This window comes from Paraburkholderia sp. RL17-373-BIF-A (genome assembly GCF_046030175.1).
Classification (GTDB): Bacteria; Pseudomonadota; Gammaproteobacteria; order Burkholderiales; family Burkholderiaceae; genus Paraburkholderia.
Genome location: NZ_JARESO010000054.1, coordinates 1 through 24010 on the forward strand (window position 1 = coordinate 1; position 24010 = coordinate 24010).

19 protein-coding genes and 1 tRNA gene are annotated in these 24010 nt (G+C 63.3%); 6 read left to right on the plus strand and 14 right to left on the minus strand.

From position 1 onward, the window contains the following. Positions 1 to 161: 161 nt before the first annotated feature. The 4 genes from glmM to P0D80_RS38730 all read right to left on the minus strand — a co-directional run bounded on the left by glmM (position 162) and on the right by P0D80_RS38730 (position 5272). Positions 162 to 1520, minus strand: a complete 1359-nt coding sequence (glmM, locus tag P0D80_RS38715; RefSeq protein ID WP_408291685.1) for a phosphoglucosamine mutase — start codon at positions 1518 to 1520, stop codon at positions 162 to 164. Positions 1521 to 1547: 27 nt separating this feature from the next. Beyond that, positions 1548 to 2360, minus strand: coding sequence for a dihydropteroate synthase (gene folP / locus P0D80_RS38720; RefSeq protein WP_408291723.1), 813 nt, complete (start codon positions 2358 to 2360; stop codon positions 1548 to 1550). Between the two features lie 170 nt (positions 2361 to 2530). Next, complete coding sequence (gene ftsH / locus P0D80_RS38725) at positions 2531 to 4420, minus strand: ATP-dependent zinc metalloprotease FtsH (RefSeq protein WP_006051983.1); 1890 nt, start codon at positions 4418 to 4420, stop codon at positions 2531 to 2533. 189 nt (positions 4421 to 4609) lie between these two features. Beyond that, the gene (locus tag P0D80_RS38730; protein WP_132373611.1) at positions 4610 to 5272 is read right to left on the minus strand and encodes an RlmE family RNA methyltransferase; all 663 of its coding nucleotides are present in this window, start codon (positions 5270 to 5272) and stop codon (positions 4610 to 4612) included. 183 nt (positions 5273 to 5455) lie between these two features. Between P0D80_RS38730 and P0D80_RS38735 the strand changes: the two genes are divergently transcribed. Beyond that, a complete protein-coding gene (locus P0D80_RS38735; RefSeq protein WP_408181735.1) occupies positions 5456 to 5983 on the plus strand; it encodes a YhbY family RNA-binding protein in 528 nt (175 codons plus the stop codon). Positions 5984 to 6122: 139 nt separating this feature from the next. Here P0D80_RS38735 and P0D80_RS38740 read toward each other — a convergent pair whose 3' ends face one another. The 7 genes from P0D80_RS38740 to gloB form a co-directional block, all read right to left on the minus strand. After that, on the minus strand, positions 6123 to 6632 hold the full coding sequence (locus tag P0D80_RS38740; RefSeq protein ID WP_408181734.1) for a DUF4149 domain-containing protein: 510 nt from the start codon (positions 6630 to 6632) through the stop codon (positions 6123 to 6125). A gap of 20 nt (positions 6633 to 6652) precedes the next feature. Next, positions 6653 to 7129 carry a transcription elongation factor GreA gene (greA, locus tag P0D80_RS38745; protein ID WP_012433846.1) on the minus strand — a complete coding sequence of 159 codons (477 nt, stop codon included), beginning with the start codon at positions 7127 to 7129 and terminating at the stop codon, positions 6653 to 6655. A 151-nt stretch (positions 7130 to 7280) separates the two neighbouring features. Then, positions 7281 to 10535, minus strand: a complete 3255-nt coding sequence (gene carB / locus P0D80_RS38750; protein ID WP_342961240.1) for a carbamoyl-phosphate synthase large subunit — start codon at positions 10533 to 10535, stop codon at positions 7281 to 7283. Between the two features lie 180 nt (positions 10536 to 10715). Further along, positions 10716 to 11870 (minus strand): glutamine-hydrolyzing carbamoyl-phosphate synthase small subunit, encoded by a 1155-nt coding sequence (gene carA, locus P0D80_RS38755; protein WP_132373609.1) that lies wholly within the window; start codon positions 11868 to 11870, stop codon positions 10716 to 10718. Positions 11871 to 12309: 439 nt separating this feature from the next. Beyond that, the gene (locus tag P0D80_RS38760; protein WP_408291689.1) at positions 12310 to 13551 is read right to left on the minus strand and encodes an MFS transporter; all 1242 of its coding nucleotides are present in this window, start codon (positions 13549 to 13551) and stop codon (positions 12310 to 12312) included. Positions 13552 to 13761: 210 nt separating this feature from the next. Continuing rightward, positions 13762 to 15456 (minus strand): transglycosylase SLT domain-containing protein, encoded by a 1695-nt coding sequence (locus P0D80_RS38765; RefSeq protein WP_408181732.1) that lies wholly within the window; start codon positions 15454 to 15456, stop codon positions 13762 to 13764. Between the two features lie 156 nt (positions 15457 to 15612). Continuing rightward, positions 15613 to 16404: a hydroxyacylglutathione hydrolase gene (gloB, locus tag P0D80_RS38770; RefSeq protein WP_132373606.1), complete on the minus strand. Its 792-nt coding sequence runs from the start codon at positions 16402 to 16404 to the stop codon at positions 15613 to 15615. A 19-nt stretch (positions 16405 to 16423) separates the two neighbouring features. Between gloB and P0D80_RS38775 the strand changes: the two genes are divergently transcribed. The 5 genes from P0D80_RS38775 (at position 16424) to P0D80_RS38795 (ending at position 21047) form a co-directional block, all read left to right on the plus strand. Further along, positions 16424 to 17299: a class I SAM-dependent methyltransferase gene (locus P0D80_RS38775; protein ID WP_408181731.1), complete on the plus strand. Its 876-nt coding sequence runs from the start codon at positions 16424 to 16426 to the stop codon at positions 17297 to 17299. After that, a complete protein-coding gene (gene rnhA, locus P0D80_RS38780; RefSeq protein WP_106283734.1) occupies positions 17296 to 17742 on the plus strand; it encodes a ribonuclease HI in 447 nt (148 codons plus the stop codon). Before P0D80_RS38775 ends, rnhA begins: the two co-directional genes overlap by 4 nt. A 78-nt stretch (positions 17743 to 17820) precedes the next feature. Further along, on the plus strand, positions 17821 to 18555 hold the full coding sequence (dnaQ, locus tag P0D80_RS38785) for a DNA polymerase III subunit epsilon (RefSeq protein ID WP_408291692.1): 735 nt from the start codon (positions 17821 to 17823) through the stop codon (positions 18553 to 18555). A 48-nt stretch (positions 18556 to 18603) separates the two neighbouring features. Further along, a tRNA-Val gene (locus tag P0D80_RS38790) sits at positions 18604 to 18678 on the plus strand. Positions 18679 to 19166: 488 nt separating this feature from the next. After that, positions 19167 to 21047 (plus strand): ABC transporter ATP-binding protein, encoded by a 1881-nt coding sequence (locus P0D80_RS38795; protein WP_408291694.1) that lies wholly within the window; start codon positions 19167 to 19169, stop codon positions 21045 to 21047. Between the two features lie 169 nt (positions 21048 to 21216). Here P0D80_RS38795 and P0D80_RS38800 read toward each other — a convergent pair whose 3' ends face one another. The 3 genes from P0D80_RS38800 to P0D80_RS38810 form a co-directional block, all read right to left on the minus strand. Next, positions 21217 to 21681, minus strand: coding sequence for a DUF2214 family protein (locus P0D80_RS38800; RefSeq protein WP_408181727.1), 465 nt, complete (start codon positions 21679 to 21681; stop codon positions 21217 to 21219). 151 nt (positions 21682 to 21832) lie between these two features. After that, the gene (locus P0D80_RS38805; protein ID WP_408181725.1) at positions 21833 to 22687 is read right to left on the minus strand and encodes a hypothetical protein; all 855 of its coding nucleotides are present in this window, start codon (positions 22685 to 22687) and stop codon (positions 21833 to 21835) included. A 249-nt stretch (positions 22688 to 22936) separates the two neighbouring features. Further along, positions 22937 to 24001, minus strand: a complete 1065-nt coding sequence (locus tag P0D80_RS38810) for a glycosyltransferase family 4 protein (protein ID WP_132373600.1) — start codon at positions 23999 to 24001, stop codon at positions 22937 to 22939. Between the last annotated feature and the right edge of the window lie 9 nt (positions 24002 to 24010).

A 24010-nucleotide genomic window follows, 5' to 3' on the forward strand; every position in this document is an offset into this window, starting at 1 on the left:
GGGGGGGGGGGGGGGCGGGCCGGGGGGGGGGGGGGGGTGCGGGCGAGGGCGGGGGGCGGGGGCGGTTGTGGGGGGGGGGGGGGGCGGGCGGGGGCCCGGGGGCGGGGGGGGGTCCGCACCCCCCCCCCCCCCGGCCGCGCTGTGCCGCTAAAGAACGTGGCTTACGCCGTAGCCTCTTTCACCGCGTCGGCAATCGACTCCGCATGATGAAGCGCGTCGGCGACATTTTCCGCTTCGACCATCACGCGCAGCACCGGCTCCGTGCCGGACGCGCGGATCAGCACGCGGCCGCGGCCGTTCAGCGCGCTCTCGGCCTTGGCGATGGCACGGCGGATCACGTCGCTGCTCTTCCAGTCCGCGTCGGGCTTCATGCGCACGTTGATCAGCTTCTGCGGGAACAGCGTGACGCCGTCGAGCAGGTCGGCGAGCGATTTTTCGCTGCGTTTCATGGCCGCGAGCACCAGCAACGCGGACACGATGCCGTCGCCCGTGGAATGGCGGTCGAGTGAAAGAATATGGCCGGAGCCTTCGGCGCCGAGTTGCCAGCCGTGTTCGCGCAACTGCTCGAGCACGTAGCGGTCGCCGACCGCCGCGCGGACGAACTTCACGCCGGCTTCCTGCAGCGCCACTTCCACCGCCATATTCGTCATCAAGGTGCCGACCGCGCCTTCCACCTTGCCGTCGGTCGCAACACGATCCTTGACCAGGACGTACAGCAGTTCGTCGCCGTTATAGAGGCGCCCTGCCGAATCGACCACCTGCAGACGGTCAGCGTCGCCATCGAGCGCTATGCCCAAGTCCGCATGATTCGCGCGCACAGCGCGCACCAGTGCATCCGGTGCGGTCGCGCCGACACCGTCGTTGATGTTGAAGCCGTTCGGCGCGACGCCGATCGGAATCACTTCGGCGCCGAGTTCGTGGAACACATGCGGCGCGACGTCATACGCGGCGCCATGCGCGCAGTCGACCACCAGTTTTAGACCGCGCAGATCGAACGCAGCGGGAAACGTGCTCTTGCAGAACTCGATGTAGCGGCCCGCCGCGTCGTCGAGACGCCGCGCCTTGCCGAGTTGCTCGGACGCGGCACAGGCGAGCGGCAAATCGAGTTGCTCTTCGATCAGCGCTTCCACTTCGTCCGGCAGCTTGTTGCCGTCGGCGGAGAAAAATTTGATGCCGTTGTCGTAGTACGGGTTGTGCGATGCGCTGATGACCACGCCCGCGGCGAGCCGCAACGCGCGCGTCAGATAGGCGATGCCGGGGGTCGGCATCGGGCCGGCCAGCATCACATCCACACCGGCCGCGGAGAAACCCGATTCGAGCGCGGCTTCGAGCATGTAGCCCGACACCCGCGTGTCTTTACCGATCAACACAGTTGGCCGCGCGCCTGTCCTCGCCCAGCGGTCAGCCCCTGCCAAAACCTTGCCGGCCGCATAGCCGAGCCGCAATACAAACTCCGGCGTGATAGGCCCTTCGCCGACTTTGCCCCGAATGCCGTCCGTTCCGAAATAACGACGTGCCATGTTTTATCTTCCTCCTTGGCTGTGGGTTCAACCGCGCGCGCGGCTGTGCTTCGCCGCGTCGCGCATGGCCGCCCATACTTTCAATGCATCTACCGTTTGCGCGACGTCGTGCACGCGCAGAATCGCAGCGCCCCGTTCAGCGGCGCACACCGCCGCCGCAATACTGCCCGCGACGCGGTCCGGCGCCGGGCGTCCCACCACCGCGCCGACCATTGACTTGCGCGACATGCCGGCAAGAATCGGGTACGGCGGCTCCGCTCGCGGCGCCGTTTCCGGCAAGTGTGCAAGCAGCGCGTAATTATGCTCGACTACGGCCTTGCCGAAGCCAAAACCTGGGTCCACGCTGATACGAGCACGCGCGATGCCCGCCTGCCTCAGCGCCGCGACACGCTCCTCGAGAAAATCCCGAACCTCGCTCACTACATCATCATAGACGGGCTCGCCGAGCTGCATGGTCTGCGGCTCGCCAAGCATGTGCATGACGCACAGGCCGCATTCACTGGCGCGCACCGCGTCGATTGCGCCGGGCATCCGGAAGCCCCAGATGTCGTTGATCAGATCCGCCCCCGCAGCCAACGTGTGGCGCATCACTTCGGGCTTGTAGGTGTCGATCGACAACGGTACATTCGCGCCGCGCAGTTGCTCGACGAGCGGGATCACCCGCTCCAGCTCTTCGTCGAGCGGCACCGGGGGCGCACCGGGACGCGTCGATTCGCCGCCGATATCGATGATGTCCGCGCCGTCGAGCATCATGCGCTCGGCCTGGCGCAACGCATCGCCGCGCATCGCGTACTTGCCGCCGTCGGAAAAAGAATCGGGCGTGACGTTCAGAATGCCCATGACCAACGGGCGTTCAAAGGTCAGCTTGAAGCGGCCGCATTGCAGCGGCTCGGGAATAGACAAAGAAGGGAATTCGACTTTCGACACGTGGTGGTGCTTCACGCAAAACGGATAAATGCAAAACGGGCCGGTGTGAAACACACCGGCCCGCACTTTCTACTGGTCGCCTATCAGGCCGGCGCGGTCGCGCTGCCCGGCTTGACCTCGGTGCCCGGGCTGCCGCCCGACGAGGCGTCGCTTGCCGACGGCGGCGAGCTCTTCGGCGAACGCGGCGGACGGCCTGCCATGATGTCGTTGATCTGATCGGCGTCGATCGTTTCCCACTCCATCAGCGCGGCGGTCATCGCTTCGACCTTGTCGCGGTTCTCGTCCAGCAGACGCTTCGCGAGGTTGTATTGCTCATCCAGCACGCGGCGAATTTCTGCGTCGACCTTCTGCTGCGTCGCTTCCGAAATGGTGCGCGTGAAACCGCGCCCAAACGGCGTGGCGTCGTTTTCGTCGTCGACGTAGACCATCGGTCCGAGTGCGTCAGTCATACCGAAGCGAGCCACCATGGCACGCGCCGTTTGCGTCGCCTTGTTGAAGTCGTCCGATGCGCCGGTGCTGATCAGGTTCAGGAACAGCTCTTCCGCGACGCGGCCACCGAACAGGATCGCGAGACGATCCAGCAGGTAGTCCTTCGAATACGTTTCGTTGTCATGCTCCGGCAACTGCCACGTCACGCCCAGCGCACGGCCACGCGGAATGATCGTGACCTTGTGCACCGGATCGGCCTTCGGCAACAGCTTGGCGATCACCGCATGGCCCGATTCGTGGTACGCCGTGGCGCGCTTCGATTCTTCGCGGATCACAGCCGACTTGCGCTCCGGACCCATGAAGATCTTGTCCTTCGCGTCTTCGAAGTCCGTCATTTCGACGATGCGCTTGCCGCGGCGTGCCGCGAACAGAGCCGCTTCGTTCACGAGGTTCGCGAGGTCGGCGCCCGAGAAGCCCGGCGTGCCGCGTGCGATCACCGCCGCGTCGACGTCGTTCGAAATCGGCACCTTGCGCAGGTGAACCTTCATGATGTGCTCACGGCCGCGAATATCCGGCAGACCGACGTACACCTGACGGTCGAAACGGCCCGGACGCAGCAGCGCCTTGTCGAGCACGTCCGAACGGTTCGTTGCAGCGATCACGATCACGCCCGAGTTCGCTTCGAAGCCGTCCATCTCGACCAGCATCTGGTTCAAGGTCTGTTCGCGTTCGTCGTTACCGCCGCCCATGCCGGCGCCACGGTGACGGCCGACCGCGTCGATTTCGTCGATGAACACGATGCACGGTGCGTGCTTCTTGGCCTGCTCGAACATGTCGCGCACACGCGCCGCGCCGACACCGACGAACATTTCCACGAAGTCCGAACCCGAGATGCTGAAGAACGGCACTTTCGCTTCACCCGCGATAGCACGCGCGAGCAGCGTCTTACCGGTTCCCGGCGGACCGACCAGCAGCACGCCGCGTGGAATGCGGCCACCCAGCTTCTGGAATTTCTGCGGATCGCGCAGGAAGTCGACCAGTTCGGAGACTTCTTCCTTGGCTTCGTCGCAACCGGCGACGTCGGTGAAATTGATTGCGTTGTTGTTTTCGTCGATCAGACGTGCACGGGATTTACCGAACGAGAACGCACCACCTTTCCCGCCCCCCTGCATCTGTCGCATCATGTAGAACCAGAAACCGATGATCAGGATCGTCGGCCCGAGGTAGTACAGCGCGGACACCAGCGCATTGGGTTCGTCATCAGCCTTGCCGCTCACCTGAACGCCATACTTCATCAGATCGCCGACCATCCAGATGTCGCCGGGCGACACGATCTGGTACTTCTGGCCGTCTGCTGGAGTGACCGTGAGGTTCCGCCCCTGGACAATGACGTTCTTGACTTTGCCGTTCTTCGCGTCGTCCATGAACTGCGAATAGGAAACGCCTTCCTGGACACGGGGCTTGTCGAACTGCTTGAACACCGTAAACAGCACCAGTGCGATAACCAGCCACACTGCTGCTTTCGAAAACATATTGTTGTTCAAAGCACCACTCCTTCACTTAGACGGGCGCCTACATTTGCCTTGCGGCACCACGAAAGCATTCTAATCCAGTCCGCAGACCCCTGCCATAAGGTTTCACTACCACAGAAATAGCGCAGCGGGCCATTGCTCCACCCATTTCCGGGGCCGTGATCGCATTATCGGCAGATGCGGAACCGTCCTGCAGCGCCCCTATGCGGGCCGCTTGAGATGCTTACCCAAAATAAATGTTTCTGACGACTTGTCCCGCGACGCTTTCGGCTTGCGGGCCGCCACCACCTTGAACTGATGCTTGAACTTTTCGACAATCTGGCTGTAACCGCTGCCGTGAAAGCATTTGACTAAAAGGGCACCATCCGACTTCAGGTGATTTTGTGAGAATTCCAGCGCGAGATCGCATAAATGCTCGATTCGCGCCGCATCCGCCACCGCCACTCCCGACAGGTTGGGCGCCATATCCGAAATTACAAGATCAACCTGGCGTTCTCCGACCAATTCTTCGAGTTGGCCCAGCACGGTGTCTTCACGAAAGTCGCCCTGAATGAACGTGACGTCGGCGATCGGCTCCATGGGGAGGATATCCAGCGCGATGATCGTGCCGTCGATGCCCCCTTCGCGCTCGGCGTCGCGCTGCGAACCCTTTGCGAGCTTGTTACGCGCGTACTGACTCCAACTGCCCGGCACCGAGCCGAGGTCGACGATCACCTGCCCCGGACGGATCAGCTTGTCCTGCTCGTCGATTTCCTTGAGCTTGTAGGCTGCGCGGGCACGATAGCCCTCCCGCTGCGCCATTTTTACGTACGGGTCGTTGATGTGATCATGCAACCACGCCGTGTTGAACTTGTTTTTTGCCATTAAGCGTTGAACTCTTGCTGCGTTATGACACGCTTTAGGGGATAATACGCGGTTAATTCGCGCGGACACCGCCAAAACTGGCAGTCATCCGCGATTCTGTTGTTCTGACGCGCCGCCCTGCGCAATTGGCCGAATCTCTCGGAAATGCAGGTGCCGCCATTTTAGTCGAGTCTCCCACTTTCCATGCCCGCCCTCAAAGTCTCTTCCGACCAACGCGCCGAGTTGCGCTCCCAGGCACATGCGCTCAAACCGGTCGTGCTCGTCGGCGCCGAAGGCTTGACCGACGCCGTGCTCTCCGAGATCAAGGTCCACCTTGGTGCTCATCAGCTCATCAAAATCCGCGTGTTCGGCGACGAACGCGAAGAGCGCATCGCGATCTATGAAGAAATCTGCGACAAGCTGAACGCCGCGCCGATCCAGCATATCGGCAAGCTGCTGGTAATCTGGAAGCCGGAAACCGCGCAGCCGGCGGTGAAGACCAAACGCGGCGCGTTGCCGAGCGCTCGCGAAGCCGCCGTGGAAGCCAAACCGGGTAAGGGCCGTGCGCCGCGCGTCGTGACCGTGGTGAAGCCCAGCGAAATCCCGATGCGCAAACCCAAGGCCAAAGCGGTCGTGGTACGCGGCAATGAACGCGTGACGCAAGGCGGCAATATCAAGCGCGCCAAGAAGCGCCAGACCAGCGCGAAGCGCTCGCATCAGTCGTCGAAATAAGCGAATGATGAGAGGTGCGGGCGGCGTCCGCACCTTGACGTGGGCTACGTGATCAAGACCCGAAAGCCCAACGTTGCCTATCAAGCTCGCTGCGTCAGCTTGCACGCTCAGGCGCCGCAAAGCAGTTCAGCGGATTGCCTCAGCCGGCGACCTTCCCCGCCGTGCCGCGAGCACCCTGCTCCGCCGGCACAACGCCTGCGCCGGCAGGCAGTTTCCACACCAGCGCCACGCCCAGCAGGCTTTCGATCAGATAGAACAGACTCGAGACGCCGTGCAGAATGCCGAAGCGTGTCGCATAAACCGAGTGTCCGACATCGCTGCCCGCTTCTAGCGCGGCAATGCGCATTGCATTCATAAACGGCTGCAACGCGAAGTAACCGACCAGCACGCACACCAGCATGCCGGCAATCAGCCAGCGCAAACGGCGATACGCATCGCTGCCGCGCCGAACCAGCACATTCGCGAGACCGAGCAGCAAAATGCCGCACACCGCACCCAGCACGCCTTCAATGCGAAACAGTTGCGCCGCCACCGCGCCCGCCGTCATCCGGTCGAGCGACGTGAACAGCACGGGTGCGACGGCATAGCCGATAGTCAGCAGACTACCGACCCACACCACCGTCAACAAACGGAAAAATCGATGCGGCATCTGGGACACCGGAACCGCCTTCAAACGTAGCTAACCGCGATGATTTCGTATTCGCGCACGCCGCCCGGTGCCTGCACCGATGCAACGTCGCCTTCCGACTTGCCGATCAGGGCGCGCGCGATCGGCGAACTGATCGAGATCAAACCATGGTCGATGTCCGCTTCGTCGTCGCCGACGATCTGATATTTGACGGACGCACCCGAGTCCAGATCTTCCAGTTCCACCGTCGCGCCGAACACCACGCGACCGTCCGCTTCCACCGCCGCCGGGTCGATCACCTGCGCGCCGGCCAGCTTTGATTCGATTTCAGCAATCCGGCCTTCGATAAAGCCCTGCTTTTCCTTCGCCGCGTCGTATTCCGCGTTTTCCGACAGATCGCCCTGGGCACGCGCTTCCGCGATCGAATTGATCACCGAAGGACGCTCAACCGATTTCAGGCGCTGCAATTCATCGCGCAACATTTCCGCGCCGCGCTTCGTCAATGGAACAGTGCTCATAAACAACTCTATGCAAAAAACAGCCGTAAAAAAAATCACCGCGGTTAAGTGCATTCCGCCGGGGCCAGAGCGCTGAGCAAAGCTCGGCGCCAAGCACCTGCGGAACGCCGCTTAACCGCGGCACTTACATCTTGGACAGGTATTCGAAGCCTTAGTTTAGGCGAGCGTGGAGGCCTTGTAAATCATAGACTTCCAGGTCCTTCAAATAGCGCAAACCTTCGACGGCAGCACGCGCACCCGACATGGTCGTGTAGTACGTGACCTTGTTCGCCTGCGCGCTCATGCGGATCGAGCGCGAGTCGGCGATCGCGGCGCGGGTCTCGTCGACGGTCGTGAAGACCAGCGCGATTTCGCCGTTCTTGATCATGTCGACGATGTGCGGACGGCCGTCCTTCACCTTGTTGACGACCTTCACCGGCACGCCGGCCGCTTCGATCGCGGCGGCCGTGCCCTTGGTCGCAACGATCGGATAGCCGAGTTCGTGCAGCATGCGCGCGACTTCGACGGCCTTCGGCTTGTCCGCGTCCATCACGGTCAACAGCACCGTGCCCGACTCCGGCAGACGCGAACCCGCCGCGAGTTGCGACTTGAACAGCGCTTCGCCGAACGTCTCGCCCACGCCCATCACTTCGCCGGTCGAACGCATTTCCGGTCCGAGCACCGGATCGACTGCCGGGAACTTGACGAACGGGAACACGGCTTCCTTCACGCTGAAATACGGCGGATCGATTTCCTTCGTCACGCCTTGCTGCGCGAGCGTCTGACCGACCATGGCACGCGCCGCGATCTTCGCGAGCGGCAGGCTCGTCGCCTTCGACACGTACGGCACCGTGCGCGAGGCGCGCGGATTCACTTCGAGCACGTAGATGACGTCTTCTTTCGAGCCGTCTGCCTGAGGCACCTGCTGAATCGCGAACTGCACGTTCATCAGGCCGATCACGTTCAGTGCTTTCGCCATCGCGCCGGTCTGGCGCTTCAACTCGGCCACGGTTTCCTTCGACAGCGAATACGGCGGCAGCGAGCACGCCGAGTCGCCCGAGTGCACACCGGCCTGTTCGATGTGTTCCATCACGCCGCCGATGAACACGGCTTCGCCGTCGGAGATGCAATCCACGTCGCATTCGATCGCGTCGTTCAGGAAGCGGTCGAGCAGCACCGGCGAATCGTTCGACACCTTCACGGCCTCGCGCATATAGCGCTCGAGGTCGCGCGGCTCGTGGACGATTTCCATCGCGCGGCCGCCGAGCACATACGACGGACGCACCACCAGCGGATAGCCGATTTCGTCGGCGAGCTTGAGCGCTTCGTCTTCGGCGCGCGCGGTGCGGTTCGGCGGCTGACGCAGGCCGAGGTCTTGTAGCAGCTTCTGGAAACGCTCGCGGTCTTCGGCGGCGTCGATCATGTCAGGCGACGTGCCGACGATCGGCACACCGTTCGCTTCGAGATCGAGCGCGAGCTTCAGCGGCGTCTGGCCGCCGTATTGCACGATCACGCCGACCGGCTTTTCCTTGTCGACGATTTCGAGCACGTCTTCCAGCGTCAGCGATTCGAAGTACAGACGATCGGACGTATCGTAGTCGGTCGAAACGGTTTCAGGGTTGCAGTTGACCATGATCGTTTCGTAGCCGTCTTCGCGCATGGCGAGCGCGGCGTGCACGCAGCAGTAGTCGAACTCGATGCCCTGGCCGATCCGGTTCGGGCCGCCGCCCAGCACCATGATCTTCTTGTTGTTGGTCGGGTTTGCCTCGCACTCTTCCTCGTAGGTCGAGTACATGTAGGCGGTTTTCGTGGCGAACTCGGCCGCGCAGGTGTCGACGCGCTTGTACACCGGGCGCACGTTCAACTCGATACGGCGTTGACGCACTTCCGCAGGCTTCGCGCCGAGCAGCCTGGCAAGACGGCGATCCGAGAAGCCGCTTTGCTTCAGATACTTCAGCTCTTCCTTCGAGAGGCTCGCGAGCGTGCGGCCTGCCAGCGCCTTTTCCTTCAGGATGATCTGTTCGATCTGCGCGAGGAACCACGGGTCGATCGAGGTTTCTTCGAAAATCTCTTCGGCCGTCATGCCGACACGGAACGCGTCGCCCACGTACCAGATGCGATCCGGACCGGCTTCGCCGATCTCGCGGATGATCTCGTCGCGGTTATCGGTCTTTTCGTCCAGACCGTCGACGCCGACTTCCAGACCGCGCAGCGCCTTCTGGAACGACTCCTGGAAGGTGCGGCCAATCGCCATCACTTCGCCGACCGACTTCATCTGCGTGGTCAGGCGTGAATCGGCTTCGCGGAATTTTTCGAACGCGAAACGCGGAATCTTGGTGACGACGTAGTCGATGGTCGGCTCGAACGATGCCGGCGTTTGACCGCCGGTGATTTCGTTCTTCAACTCATCCAGCGTATAGCCGACGGCGAGCTTGGCCGCGACCTTGGCGATCGGGAAACCGGTTGCCTTCGACGCCAATGCCGACGAGCGCGACACGCGCGGGTTCATTTCGATCACGATCATCCGGCCGTCTTTCGGATTGATCGAGAACTGCACATTCGAACCGCCGGTATCGACGCCGATCTCGCGCAGCACCGCGAGCGATGCGTTACGCAGGACCTGATATTCCTTGTCGGTGAGCGTTTGCGCCGGCGCGACGGTGATCGAGTCGCCGGTGTGGATGCCCATCGGGTCCAGGTTTTCGATCGAGCAAACGATGATGCAGTTGTCCTTCTTGTCGCGGACCACTTCCATCTCGTACTCTTTCCAGCCGAGCAGCGACTCTTCGATCAGCAACTCGCGCGTGGGCGACAGATCGAGACCGCGCTTGCAGATCTCTTCGAACTCGTCGCGGTTATACGCGATGCCGCCGCCCGAACCGCCCAGCGTGAACGACGGACGGATCACGACCGGATAGCCGCCGCTGCCCGTTTGCGCAGCGATCTCGGCCTGCACCTGGAGCGCTTCTTCCATGGAATGCGCGGTGCCCGATTTGGCCGAACCGAGGCCGATCTTGGTCATCGCGTCCTTGAACTTCTGGCGGTCTTCCGCCTTGTCGATCGCTTCCGGCGATGCGCCGATCAGCTCGACCTTGTACTTCTCCAACACGCCGTGCGCGTGCAGATCGAGCGCGCAGTTCAGCGCGGTCTGACCGCCCATCGTCGGCAGGATCGCGTCGGGGCGCTCCTTCGCGATGATGCGCTCGACCACTTCCCACGTGATCGGCTCGATGTAGGTCACGTCGGCCGTGTTTGGGTCGGTCATGATCGTCGCCGGATTGCTGTTGACGAGAATGACCTTGTAGCCTTCCTCACGCAGCGCCTTGCATGCCTGCGCGCCCGAGTAATCGAACTCGCACGCCTGGCCGATGATGATCGGACCCGCGCCGATGATGAGGATGCTCTTGATGTCTGTCCGCTTGGGCATAACGCTCTCGCTAATGTATTCCTGAATTCTTTCCGTCGGCGCGCGTCGCTGTGACGTTGCGCGCGCTCTGCTCTGTCTGGTGCGGCTCGCCGCGCGTGCGCCGCTGTATGTCGCGTGTGCGTCGATGACGCGCACCGCAGCGCGGCGCGAGCCGCGCGCCTCCGAGACTTGTATGCCGCTTTATGCCGCTGCGGTCTTGCCGGCCTTCTTCGTATCCATCAACGCCGTGAAGCGATCGAACAGATAGGCGATGTCATGCGGACCTGGCGATGCTTCCGGGTGACCCTGGAAGCAGAACGCCGGCTTGTCGGTCAGCGCGAAGCCCTGCAGCGTGCCGTCGAACAGCGAGACGTGCGTGGCGCGGGCGTTGGCGGGCAGCGTGTCGGCATCGACCGCGAAACCGTGGTTCTGCGACGTGATCACCACGCGGCCGTCGTCCAGATCTTTCACCGGATGGTTCGCGCCGTGGTGGCCGGTCTTCATCTTCATGGTTTTGGCGCCGACCGCGAGGCCCATGATCTGATGGCCGAGACAGATGCCGAAGGTCGGAATGCCGCGCTCGATCAGCTCCTTCGTGGCGCGAATCGCGTAGTCGCACGGTTCCGGGTCGCCCGGGCCGTTCGACAGGAAGATGCCGTCCGGATTGAGCGCGAGCGCGTCAGCGGCGCTGGCTTGCGCCGGCAGCACGGTGACGTGGCAGCCGCGTTCGGCCAGCATGCGCAGGATGTTGTATTTGACGCCGTAGTCGAACGCCACCACGCGATACTTCGGCGCCTTCTGCGTGCCGTAGCCTTCGCCCAAACGCCATTCGGTCTGGGTCCACTCGTAGGTTTCCTTCGTCGACACGACCTTCGCCAGGTCCATGCCCGAGAGACCCGGGAACGAGCGTGCGAGTTCGATGGCTTTGGCTTCGTCGTCCGAACCGGCGAGGATCGCGCCGTTCTGCGCGCCCTTGTCGCGCAGAACGCGCGTCAGCATGCGGGTGTCGAGACCGGCGATGGCGACCACGCCTTCGTCCTGCAGATATTGCGAGAGCGTGCGCTCCATGCGGAAGTTCGACGCGAGAACCGGCAGATCGCGAATGATTAGGCCGGCGGCATGGACTTTCGTAGCTTCAACGTCTTCGGCGTTCACGCCGACGTTACCGATATGCGGATACGTGAGGGTCACGATCTGGCGCGCGTAGCTCGGGTCAGTCAGGATTTCCTGATAGCCGGTGATAGCGGTGTTGAACACGACTTCGCCGATGGTGTGCCCGGGGGCGCCGATCGAGTAACCACGAAAGACCGTGCCGTCGGCGAGCGCGAGCAGAGCGGGAGAAAATGACGGCAACACGGGAGACTCCTTGGGGAACACCCTGTTGCCGACCTGTCTATCCGACTGCGAGCCGCAGCGAAACGCATCCGGGATGCGCGCGCAGACTCGCTCGCGAACTGCCGTTGACGTTGCAAGAGACGCGATGGGTCCATTGTGTGGACGGATCGGCTGGGGGCGGGGCCCTGCTTGCTACGCCGGTGGCGCGCGGCGGATGAACGGTATGGGAGAGGTAGGCGCTAGGGTGCGGGTTGATAAGCTCAAACCTTGGAATTATAGCGTGAAACTACCCTTCCCTCCAAATCCGAGATGGCTTCGACTCGTGGGACGGCGCGGCGCGAAATCGCTCAAAGCCTTGCTGCGGCTGGTGCGGACGGCGCTCCGCGGCGTTTCCATGAGCGCGAATCGGGATAGTGCCGGCAGATGGGGCGCGACCGACGAAGCGGCGCACCGGCCGGGCTCAAGCGTCCTGTTCGGCGGGGATTTCGGCCGGACGAACCATCTTGCGGCCCGGCAGTACGTACCAGATCGCGCTCAACACCTGCAGCGCGACCAGAATGCCCCACGCGGTCAGATGCGCGGCCGCCGGATAATGGCCGCCGCTCGCCGGCCAACGCGACAGCACCGCACCGACGCCGATCTGAAAGCCGAAAATCAGCAGGAAGATGATCAACGTCAGCGTGGTATTCACGCGGCCGATCATCTGCGCCGGGAAGTGCCGGGTCATGACCGCGTAGCTGAGAATGCCAGTGCCGCCGAAAATCCCGTACGCCGCCCACAACAGACCCGCGGGCAGCGGCGCCTTGAACATGATCAGCAGCTGCGTCAGAACGTACAGCGCCATGCCGATGCCGCAAAACGCATGGAGTGAGATGCCGCGCCGCTCGAGACTGCGCGCCGCCGCGCCGAAGCCCACGCAACCGGCCATCATCGCGAAACCGAGAATCGACACGAGCGCGGCGGCCTCGCGCGGCTCGAAGCCTTGCACGTCACGCAGCCACGCGCCGACCCAAAGCGACTGCATCGCGTAAAAGACGCCTTGCGTGACGACCGAGAACGACGCGACTTTCCAGAACGCCGCACTGCGCAGGATATGCAGCGTGCCTTTGAACTGGGCGCCGATACTGGCTTGGTGATGGGCTTCCTTCGTGTCCGGCGCGAGCGTCCACTGCGCCAACGCGACCAGCACGGTCAGCAAACCCAGTCCGATGCAGACCACGCGCCAGCTTGCGAACGTCAGGACCCACGTCAGCGGCGAGCCAACCATCACGCCGCCGAAGCCGCCGATCGCCATCACCAGACCGTTCATCAATGGCAGGCGCGCCGCGGCGAAGTGCTGCGCCAATGCCTTGAACGCGGCGCCAAGACAGACAGAAACGCCGACGCCGATCAGCAGTCGCCCCACCATCATCATGCCGACGCTATGCGCGGCGCCGAACACCCATATGCCGAGCGCCGCAAACAGCAGCGTGACAGCCGTGACGCGCCGCGCGCCGTAGTGGTCGAGCAGCACGCCGGCCGGAATCTGGGCGCCCGCGAAACCGAGGAAATAAAGACTCGTGAGCAAGCCCAAATCCGCAGCCGACAAACCCAGATCGTGCGTGATGAACGGCGCAAAGCCGAGGTTGACGCCGCGGAACACGTAGGAAACGAAATACCCGGCGGAGAACAGCAAAAAGACGCGCAACTGGGTCGACGACATGAGCTTTGAATTAGGCGGCTGGCCGAATGGGTTTGGGCGAAGCACGAAAGATAAAGGAAAAGCGCTCGCTTTGCCCGAAATGATCTGCACAATGAAAAACGCCGTCACCACAGGTGACGGCGTTGGAAAAAGCACGGTGCGTGATCGGAGCGCAATTCATGCGCTGCCCCCGCAACGCATGTGGTCACTACCGTGTGAGCCGCTATTGGTCTACTTACCCTTCTTCGCGTTGGCCACGGTCTTCGGGCGGCTCTCTGCCGCAGCCTTCGACGCCTTGCTGGACGTGGAAGCCGACACCTTCGTCACCTTGCCCTTATTGGCGCCGGATGCCGTCGGCTTGCTGACCTTGCCTACCGGATCGGAGACTTTCACCACCTCTGTCCGGCCACGACCCTTCTTCTTATCGTAGCGCGAATCACTGCGCGTGTCTGCGACGCGGGTGCCGATCTTCTCGACTCCGCCGCCTTGCACGTCGGTCGCGATGCGCTCCGGACCCGGCTCGCTCGGCATCGCCTTGCCGACCGGCACGTGCAGCACGATTACCTGGCCGCGCGACACGCTGTCGCGATGCGTGCGGTTCCATGCCTTCAACTGGCCGACCGACACGCCGTAGCGCACGGCGATGGCGGCCATCGACTGATTACGGCGCACGCGGATCAGCATCTTGCGCGTATCGGGGACGTCGGGCTCCATCGCCAGCACGGCGCTTTCAGCCACGTCTGCGCTGATGTCTTCGTCGTCGTCCGAACCGCGCGGCACCACGATTGTGGAGCCGGGTTTCAAACGCATGCCGACCGGAATCTTGTTCACTTCCATCAGCGTGTCGGCATCGACACTGATCTTCTGCGCGATCGCCGCGGGTGTCGCGCGTTCGGTGACCGTGTACGTGGTCCACGACGACAGCGAGCCGGAGTACGTCTTCAGATTGCGCTCGAAGGCGCTGGCGTTGTCGAACGGCAGCAGGATCTGCGGCTGCGTCGCGCCGAGAATCACCGGCTTCCTGAACGACGGGTTCAGCGAGCGGAATTCGTCTGCGGACAGATTCGAGAGCTTGGCAGCCATGTCCACGTCGATGTCGTGCGAGGTGGTCACCGTCACGAAATACGGGTGGTTCGGAATGGACGGCAGCGTGAGCCCGTACATCTGCGGGTTCATCACGATGTTCTTCACCGCCTGCAGTTTCGGCACGTAGTTGCGCGTCTCGTTCGGCATGCGCAGGCTCAGATAGTCGGTGGGCAAGCCCGCCGCTTCGTTGCGCGCAATCGCGCGCTGCACGTTGCCCTCGCCCCAGTTGTACGCCGCGAGAGCCAACTGCCAGTCGCCGAACATGTCATGCAGACGCGACAGATAGTCGAGCGCGGCGCTGGTCGAGGCCAGCACGTCGCGGCGCTCGTCCTGCCACATGTTCTGCTTGAGGTTGTAGGTGCGGCCCGTGCCCGGCATGAACTGCCACATGCCGGCCGCCTTCGCCACCGACAAAGCCTGCGGGCTATACGCCGATTCGATGAACGGCAGCAACGCGAGCTCGGTCGGCATATGGCGCGCCTCGAGCTCTTCGACGATGTGGTACAGGTACTTTTGCGAGCGCTCGGTCATGCGCTGCACGTAATCGGGACGCTGCGCATACCAGTTGACCTGCATGTCGACGAGGTCGGTTTGCAGGTCCGGCATCTGGAAACCACGGCGAATACGGCCCCACAGGTCGGCGTCGGCGCTCGTCAACTGAGTGACGGAGCCCTGGTCGACATTGATCGTCTCTTTGGCGGTGGCTGTCTTGCGAAGGGCGTCGGCTACGGCTTGCTGACTGGCGGGGCTTGTTGCGGTGTTCGGAATACTCGTCGTCGGTCCCTGGCTCGCGCAAGCGGCGAGCGTCAGGACCAGCAACGCACTAAAGATAAATCGCATGAACGTCTCGGCTTCCACAAGGGCTGGAATTTGCAGCCGATAGTACGAAACGGCAACGTTTACGTCAATCGGAAAATTACGAAAAAATCAAGTAAATCTTGGGCTTGGCGAATTTTTCCGATTCATCGCGTGAGGAATACCCTTCCTGAGATCGGGTCACCGGAAGCGGTTTTTCCATTCGCGCATCAAAGTAAAGGCCGTCAATCGATCCGGCACCTTCTCGTGCAACTGTTCCCGCAAGCTCGCCTGCACCGCTGGATCGCCGGCGCGCAAAAACGGATTCACGGCGCGTTCATGGGCGATCGTGGTGGGCAGCGTGGGCACGTCGCGCGCGCGCAGTTCGCTCGCTTTGTCCCGCCAGGCCTGCAGTTCGGCGTTGCCCGGCTCGCACGCGAGCGCGAAGCGGATATTCGACAGCGTGTACTCGTGCGCGCAGTGAACCTCGGTCGCGCCGGGCAGCGCGGCGAGCGCATCCAGCGAGGCGAGCATCTGCTTCGGCGTGCCTTCGAACAGCCGGCCGCAACCGCAGGCGAACAGCGTGTCGCCACAAAACACGTGCGGCGTGCCTTGCGGGTCGGCCGCCTGGAAATAGGCGATGTGGCCGCTCGTGTGACCCGGCACGTCGAGTACGCTCAATTCGAGCGCGGGCGCCGCAATCGACACATGATCGCCATTTTTCAGACGGCGCGTGAGATGCTCGATCGCTTCACCGGCGGGGCCGTAGACGGGCACGGCCTGGCCATTCAGCAGATCGGCCACCCCGCCGACGTGGTCTTGATGATGGTGCGTGAGTAAAATAGCGCTCAACCGCCAGCCCCGTTTCGCCAGATAGGCTTTTACGGGGGCGGCCTCACCCGGATCGACGACCGCCGCGTGGTGTCCGTCGGAAACGACCCAGATGTAATTGTCATCAAACGCCGGGACCGGTACGTACTCGAGCGCATTCATAGGCGACGCATTCTTTGATATGACTGACCGAGCGATTATAGACTGGCCCGCCTGGACCGACTCGCCACCTGGCCGATACGTACTCGAATGGGAGCAAACCCAACTCGACCGCGTGGTGTCGGACGTGTTCGGTTACCATGCGCTGCAACTCGGCCTGCCGCAACTCGACGCGCTGCGCGAGAACCGCATGCCGTGCCGCGGACTCGTGCTCGACGCCGCGAGCGGGGCGAGCGCGCCGTATGCTTTTCCGCGCGGCGCGGGGCACGTTGGCAATGGCAATCGCAACGGTTCGAGCAGCAATTCGGGCAGCGGCGCGGCGCAAGGCGCACTCGCGGGCCTGCCGGCGCCGGCCGGACGCAGTGCCGTATGGTGCGACCTGCTGGACCTGCCGTTCGAGGCGCAAAGCGTCGATCTGATCGTGATGCCGCACACGCTGGAATTCACGAGCGACCCGCACCGTCTGCTGCGCGAAGCCGAGCGCGTGCTGATGCCCGAAGGCCAGTTGATCATTCTCGGCTTCAATTCGCTGTCGCTCTGGGGCGCGCGGCAATCGGTCGGCAAGATGACCGGCCGGCCTTTCGTGCCGGCGGCCGTCGACCTGATCGCCTTCACCCGGCTGAAAGACTGGATCAAGCTGCTGGGCTTCGACCTTGAACGCGGGCGCTTCGGCTGCTATCGTCCGCCGCTTGGCAGCGAACAATGGCTCGCCCGCTACGGTTTCATGGAAGCCGCCGGCGACCGCTGGTGGCCGATTTTCGGCGCCACCTACATGATCAAGGCGATCAAGCGCGTGCGCGGCATGCGTCTCGTCGGGCCGCTGAAAGTGAAGAAACCCGTCCTCGCCGCGGGCCTCGCGCCCGCCGCCACACCGAATACACGCAACCACACTCAATGACTTCCGATCTCATCGACATTTATACCGACGGCGCCTGCAAGGGCAACCCCGGCCCCGGCGGCTGGGGCGCGTTGCTGCGCTTCGGCGACCAGGAAAAAGAACTGTTCGGCGGCGAAGCCAACACCACCAACAACCGCATGGAGCTGATGGGCGTGATCGCCGCGCTCGAAGCGCTGAAGCGGCCCTGCAAGGCGGTCGTGCACACCGACTCGCAATACGTGCAGAAAGGCATCAGCGAGTGGATCCACGGCTGGAAGAAGAAAGGCTGGATCACCGCCGCGAAGCAGCCGGTCAAGAACGCCGACTTGTGGAAGCGGCTCGATGCGCTCGTTGCGCAACACGAAATCGAGTGGCGCTGGGTGCGTGGGCACAACGGCCACCCGGAGAACGAGCGCGCCGACCAGCTGGCCAATCGCGGCGTCGCGTCACTCGCGCAGATGTAATTCCTGCTGCGACGGCCGCGCCGGCTAACCGCGCGCGCCATTTTTTTGCTGCAATTATCTTTGGCAGGCTAATCCGACATGCGTCAACTCATCCTCGATACCGAAACCACCGGCCTGAATGCCCGCACCGGCGACCGGATTCTCGAACTCGGCTGTGTCGAGCTGGTGAACCGCCGGCTCACCGGCAACAACCTGCACTTCTACATCAACCCGGAACGCGACAGCGATCCGGGCGCCTTGGCCGTTCACGGCCTGACCACCGAATTTCTGAGCGACAAGCCAAAGTTCGGCGAGATCGCCGACCAGTTCCGCGACTTCATCCAGGGCGCGGACCTGATCATTCACAACGCACCGTTCGACATCGGCTTTCTCGATGTCGAGTTCGCGTTGCTGGGCTTGCCGCAGGTGAGCACCTACTGCGGCGAAATCATCGACACGCTGGCGCGCGCCAAGCAGATGTTCCCCGGCAAGCGCAATTCACTCGACGCGCTGTGCGACCGCTTCGGCATCAGCAACGCGCACCGAACGCTGCACGGCGCCCTGCTCGACTCGGAACTGCTCGCCGAAGTCTATCTGGCGATGACGCGCGGCCAGGAAAGCCTCGTCATCGACATGCTCGGCGAGTCGCATGCCGGTGGCGATGCGCACGCGCCGCGCATCGCGATCAGTTCGCTGGATCTGGTTGTGATCGCCGCCAGCGACGACGAACTTGCTGCGCACCGGGCGGTGCTCGACGGTCTCGACAAGGCGATCAAGGGCACGAGCGTGTGGCGCCTCGAATCTGCGCCCGCCGCGGATGAGCAAACCGCTTAAAAAGTACTGGACGAGGCCGAAAATCCCTGACATAATTCGGCTCTCTTCGGGTGGTTAGCTCAGCGGTAGAGCACTGCCTTCACACGGCAGGGGTCACTGGTTCGATCCCAGTACTACCCACCAGAATTTTGGTGTGTCGATCACCGAAGACTAAAGGGCTCACGTAGAAATGCGTGAGCCCTTTTTCATTTCGTGGTTTGGCGTGTGAAAACCGTACGGAATGCCAGGCAGATTCCGGCGCTCAACGTCCGCCTCAGCCGTCAACTCCGGATCTTCGTACGTTTGCGGACGCCAGATACTGCTGATATAGTTGGCGCTCGGGCATTCGCCCCGTCAATTTCCTTCACTTCATTCGACCATAGGGAGGCGCCACATGTTTGCAATGCGTATCGCCGTCCCCGGCATGGTCTCGCGAGCGGTTTCGCGATCTTAATTCATCCGATTAAGTCGCCGAATCGCCGTTCACGTGGTGTCGCCTGAAAAGGCACTCCGCGCAATTCCCAGACAGTCCGCAGTTCAATCGCCGGTGCATTCCGGCGCGTTTTGACTGTCTCGTCCTTTCGCTTCTGACTGGAACCTCGGTGCGCTCATGCGCCACCGGGTCGTGGCAAATGACCAGAAAAAAACTCGACTTTCGTGGACAAGCCTTCAAAGATGTCCTCGGCTTTACCTTCCATCACTGGGCGCAGCAGCCCTGGCGCATCGTCGTCATTACGGCGCTGGTGCTGCTCTCGGCGTTGGCCGACGTACTCACGCCGATGTTCGCCGGACGCCTCGTCGATGCCATCGCATCCGGCGCGGCGAGCGACGCCGTCGCCTGGCATGCGGCGATCACGGCCTTCTGCGTGCTGGGCGCGCTCGGCCTCGGCGCCACATTGCTGCGGCAAGGCGTGTACTTCAACATCATCCGGCTCACGCTCAAGATGATGAGCGAGATCGCCGCGAATGCGTTTCATCGCGTGCAACGCTTTTCGACCGACTGGCACGCCAACAGCTTCGCCGGCTCGACGGTGCGCAAGATCACCCGCGGCATGTGGGCGCTCGACCTGCTCAACGACACGCTGCTGATCGCCCTGTTGCCGTCGCTCGTGATGCTGGTCGGCGCGACGGTTCTGCTCGGCTGGCGCTGGCCGATGATGGGCGCGGTCGTCGGCATCGGCTCGGTGCTGTATATGGCGGTGACCGTGGCCATGTCGCTCGGCTTTGTCGCGCCGGCCGCGCGCCTCGCGAATGCGTGGGACACGCGCATGGGCGGCGCGCTCGCCGACGCGGTCAGCTGCAACGGCGTGGTCAAGGCGTTCGGCGCGGAAGAGCGGGAAGAAGTGCTGCTGTCGCGCGTGATCGGCAAGTGGCGGCACCGCACACGCCGCACGTGGATGCGCGGCACGATCAACGGCGGCGTCCAGGGTGGCATGCTGGTGGCGATTCAGGCCGCGATCCTCGGCGCCGCGCTGCTGCTGTGGGCGCGCGGCGAAGCCGGCGTCGGCGACATCACGTTCGCGCTGACCATGTTCTTCATGCTGCAAGGCTATCTGCGCGACGTGGGCATGCACATCCGCAACCTGCAACGCTCGGTCAACGACATGGAGGAACTGGTATCGCTGGAGAGCCAGCCGCTGGGTATCGAAGACCGTGCCGGCGCGGGTCCGATCGCGATCGGCAAAGGCGAGATCCGTTTCGAGCACGTGACCTTCCACTACGAAACGAACGGCCAGCCGCTTTACGACAACTTCTCCGTGCGCATTGCGCCGGGCGAACGCGTCGGATTGGTCGGGCATTCGGGCTCGGGGAAGACTACGTTCATCAAGCTGATCCAGCGCCTCTACGACATTTCGGAAGGCCGGATCACGATCGACGGTCAGGACATCGCCCGGGTGCGGCAGGCGTCGTTGCGCAGCCAGATCGCGATCGTTCAGCAGGAGCCGGTGCTGTTTCACCGCTCGCTCGCCGAGAACATCGCGTATGCGCGGCCCGGTGCGAGCCGCGCCGAGATCGAGCGCGCCGCGAAGCTCGCGAGCGCGCACGACTTCATCGCGGCGCTGCCCAATGGCTATGACACGCTGGTCGGTGAACGCGGCGTCAAGCTCTCGGGCGGCGAACGTCAGCGCGTCGCCATCGCGCGGGCGTTTCTCGCCGACGCTCCGATCCTGATTCTGGACGAAGCGACGTCGAGCCTCGACAGCGAAAGCGAAGTGCTGATCCAGCAGGCCATGGAGCGGCTGATGATGGGCCGCACTACGCTGGTGGTGGCGCACCGTCTTTCCACCGTGCGTGCGCTGGACCGGCTGCTGGTGCTGGATAAGGGCAAAGTGATCGAGGAAGGCAGCCACGAAGCGCTCATCAGGCTCGAGAAAGGCCTGTACCGGCGGTTGTTCGAGCGTCAGGCGCTGGAGCTGATCAAAGGGCTGGGTGAGCCGGAACTCACGACGACTCGGGCCGCGCGGCCGAACGCGAACCGGACCGACGATTCCAGCTTGCTGGTCGGGAAGTGATTTGAAGGGGGCGCGTGGAAGGTCAACTGGAAACCGCTAGTATGCTGGCGGCGCTTTCGGTTGGCGTTCCACCGCCCATTTTTTACGAGCGCGAGCGTGGGTTCAAGCGCGTAAGCGCAAGCGGCTGGTCAGCACCAACCGCCCAAACGCCAACGCGCCCGCGCCGGAGTTAAACCACGCCCGCAGGCAACCCCACACCACGCGCCATCCCTGTCGCCGCAAACACCATCAGCACCATCAAAATCGTCTGTATCACGCTATAGCGTGCGTAGGAGCGCGCCTTGCGCAGATCCGGCGCCGCGCCTTTCCTGATCGCTGCGCGCCAGCGCATCAGCGCGAGCATCGACGGGACTTCGAGGATGAGAATAATCACGAGCAGCGTCATCTTGAGATGAAAGAGCGGCTCGTGGAGATAGTAGTCGGCGCCCTTTTCGAAACCGCCGAAAGCGCGCATCAATCCGGTGACGATCAGCACCAAGGCCGAGATGCCCCACCCTGTATCCGCCCGGAACACGGAGCGCAGCGCGGCAGGCACGGTGGCGCGGCGGAGCGCCCACGTGCGCCGCAGAATCGACGCGAGCGCGAAGCCATAAGCAAGCAGATGGATGGCGGCAATCAACCAGCGAACCAGCATAGCGACTCCTGCAAAGGACGCGATACGATCGTTGTGTGTCTCACTCGCCCGCGCTGAAGCGCCGGGCGCCATGACTTCATTATCGACTACGGCTCAATCTACAACGCCTGCTTCGGCCACGGGGTGTGGCCGACTGCACAAATCGGCAGACTCAGACCTGCTGCAAGGATGTGTCAAGCGCGCGGGCGGCGACGCGATCGCCCTCGGTCGTCAGCGCGGTGCGGAATACGGTTTGCCGGTTGTGCCCCGCGGCGGCCGGCGAATCCCACAGCAACTCGATCTTCGGACGGCGCCCAAAGGCGCCGTGTGCCAGCGACGGCGCAGCGGCCGAGCCCAGCGACGCGCCGGACCCTGCCGGCTCGCCTGCGGTGCCGAACGCGACCGTGGGAGTGGGCGTCGGCGTCGTTCGCACGCCCTGCCCGGCCGCCCAGCGCACGGACAATTCGCGCGCGTCGTACTGTCCCACCTTGCGACGCTCCGCCCACACGATCACCGTCCGCGTGACCGGATCGAGCGCGACCGCATAGCGGCCGATCGCGAAACGGCGCGCGGCGATATTGGTGCGCCATAGCGCGCGCGGCCGGCAGATCCACAGCACGGCCGCATACAGCGCCGGCGCGGCCAACAACCAGCCGTTGGAGGCTGCCACCGCATTGGCGGCACGCCGCCAGCCGGCGCTCGCGGTAAACGCGCCGACCGACCAGACCGCAAACAGGAACCCGAGGAAAGCGAACAGACGCAGAGCTTGCCGCAGCCATTGCGGCAGCGGATGAAACGGGCGCTCGGCCATGGCGCGCGCGCCCGGCAGGAAGATCAGCAGGAACAGGAAAACGAGGTTGATGCACGCCCACGGCGAGGACAGCATGGCCAGCAGCGACGCGCCCGCATCCAGGTCCGCCATCGAAAAAAGCCAGCGAGCAAGGATCACGAGACCGATGGCGCGCAACGCGAAAATCGTTCCGGCGCCAGGCGCCGCGTTCGCACGCGTCTCTTTCGTTCTCGGCAAGGCATCCTCCTGTCGTCGGCGGCGCCGCAGCCAAATTTGCGGCAGGGCCATTATAGGGATATTACGGAGAGTGGCTCATTCTTACCGGCCGAAACCCGCACTTTCGTCCGCTGATTAAGAAAAACGCGGCGCGCCTGCAACAACGCCCCGTGGGCAAGTGCCGCACGGGGCGTTGCTGGCGGCCGCCGGAGCGCCTGAAAGCGCTCCTCGAGCCGATGCGACTTTCTTACCTGCCGCGCATCACGTCGATTAGCTGGCGTTGACTTCGCGCAGCACGGTGCGATGCTTCTGGCGCAGCAGTTCTTCGTAGGTGGCGACGTAGTTCTTCGCCATCACCTTCGACGAGAAGCGCGACTCGAACGCCTTGCGCACACCGGCGCGCGACAGCGTGTGCAGACGCTTGACTGCGGCGACCGCGCTGATTTCGTCTTCGACGACGAAGCCCGACACGCCGTTTTCGATCACTTCCGGCACCGAACCGCGGTTAAACGCGATCGCCGGCGTACCGCACGCCATCGCTTCGATCATGACCAGACCGAAGGGCTCCGGCCAGTCGATCGGGAACACCAGTGCATGCGCGTTGCCGAGGAACTCACGCTTTTCGGCTTCGCCGATTTCGCCGATGTACTCGACGTGCGGGAGCGCCATCAGCGGCTTGATCACTTCTTCGTAATAGGCGCGGTCGGCCTTGTCGATCTTGGCGGCGACCTTGAGCTTCATGCCTGCCTGGCCGGCGATGCGGATCGCGCGGTCGAGGCCCTTCTCCGGCGAGACGCGGCCGAGGAAAGCGAGGTAGCCCGGCTCGACGTTGGCGATCGGCGTGAGCACGTTTTCCGGCAGGCCGTGATAGACGGTTTGCAGCCAGTTCGCCTGTTGCAGCGGAATGCGCTGGTTGTCCGAAATCGACACCACCGGCACGTCGCTGAACGTATTGAAGATCGGCTGCAGTTCCGGCAGATCGAGACGGCCATGCAGCGTGGTCAGGAACGGCACCGGCTGGCGCGCGAACAGCGAGAACGGGTAGTAGTCGATGTGGAAATGCAGCACGTCGAATTCGTCCGCGCGGCGGCGCACTTCTTCGAGCAGTAGCATGTGCGGCGCCATCACGTCGCGGATGGTCGGGTCGAGGCGCAGCGCCTGCGGCCAGAAGGCTTCGAGTTTCGCCGAGGTTTGCGAATCGCCGCTCGCAAAGAGCGTGACGTCGTGCCCCTGCTCGACCAAGGCTTCAGTCAGATAGGACACCACGCGTTCCGTACCACCGTACAGCTTGGGAGGAACCGCCTCGTGCAACGGAGCGATTTGAGCGATTCGCATATGAAGAAC

Coding starts and splice junctions, on each gene's coding strand:
- P0D80_RS38810 (WP_132373600.1), bottom strand. CDS start 24,001: ATGCGAATCGCTCAAATCGCTCCGTTGCACGAGGCGGTTCCTCCCAAG.
- P0D80_RS38775 (WP_408181731.1), top strand. CDS start 16,424: ATGACTGACCGAGCGATTATAGACTGGCCCGCCTGGACCGACTCGCCA.
- folP (WP_408291723.1), bottom strand. CDS start 2,360: ATGGGCATTCTGAACGTCACGCCCGATTCTTTTTCCGACGGCGGCAAG.
- gloB (WP_132373606.1), bottom strand. CDS start 16,404: ATGAATGCGCTCGAGTACGTACCGGTCCCGGCGTTTGATGACAATTAC.
- P0D80_RS38765 (WP_408181732.1), bottom strand. CDS start 15,456: ATGCGATTTATCTTTAGTGCGTTGCTGGTCCTGACGCTCGCCGCTTGC.
- dnaQ (WP_408291692.1), top strand. CDS start 17,821: ATGCGTCAACTCATCCTCGATACCGAAACCACCGGCCTGAATGCCCGC.
- P0D80_RS38730 (WP_132373611.1), bottom strand. CDS start 5,272: ATGGCAAAAAACAAGTTCAACACGGCGTGGTTGCATGATCACATCAAC.
- P0D80_RS38795 (WP_408291694.1), top strand. CDS start 19,167: ATGACCAGAAAAAAACTCGACTTTCGTGGACAAGCCTTCAAAGATGTC.
- P0D80_RS38735 (WP_408181735.1), top strand. CDS start 5,456: ATGCCCGCCCTCAAAGTCTCTTCCGACCAACGCGCCGAGTTGCGCTCC.
- P0D80_RS38800 (WP_408181727.1), bottom strand. CDS start 21,681: ATGCTGGTTCGCTGGTTGATTGCCGCCATCCATCTGCTTGCTTATGGC.
- rnhA (WP_106283734.1), top strand. CDS start 17,296: ATGACTTCCGATCTCATCGACATTTATACCGACGGCGCCTGCAAGGGC.
- glmM (WP_408291685.1), bottom strand. CDS start 1,520: ATGGCACGTCGTTATTTCGGAACGGACGGCATTCGGGGCAAAGTCGGC.
- P0D80_RS38740 (WP_408181734.1), bottom strand. CDS start 6,632: ATGCCGCATCGATTTTTCCGTTTGTTGACGGTGGTGTGGGTCGGTAGT.
- P0D80_RS38760 (WP_408291689.1), bottom strand. CDS start 13,551: ATGTCGTCGACCCAGTTGCGCGTCTTTTTGCTGTTCTCCGCCGGGTAT.
- carB (WP_342961240.1), bottom strand. CDS start 10,535: ATGCCCAAGCGGACAGACATCAAGAGCATCCTCATCATCGGCGCGGGT.
- greA (WP_012433846.1), bottom strand. CDS start 7,129: ATGAGCACTGTTCCATTGACGAAGCGCGGCGCGGAAATGTTGCGCGAT.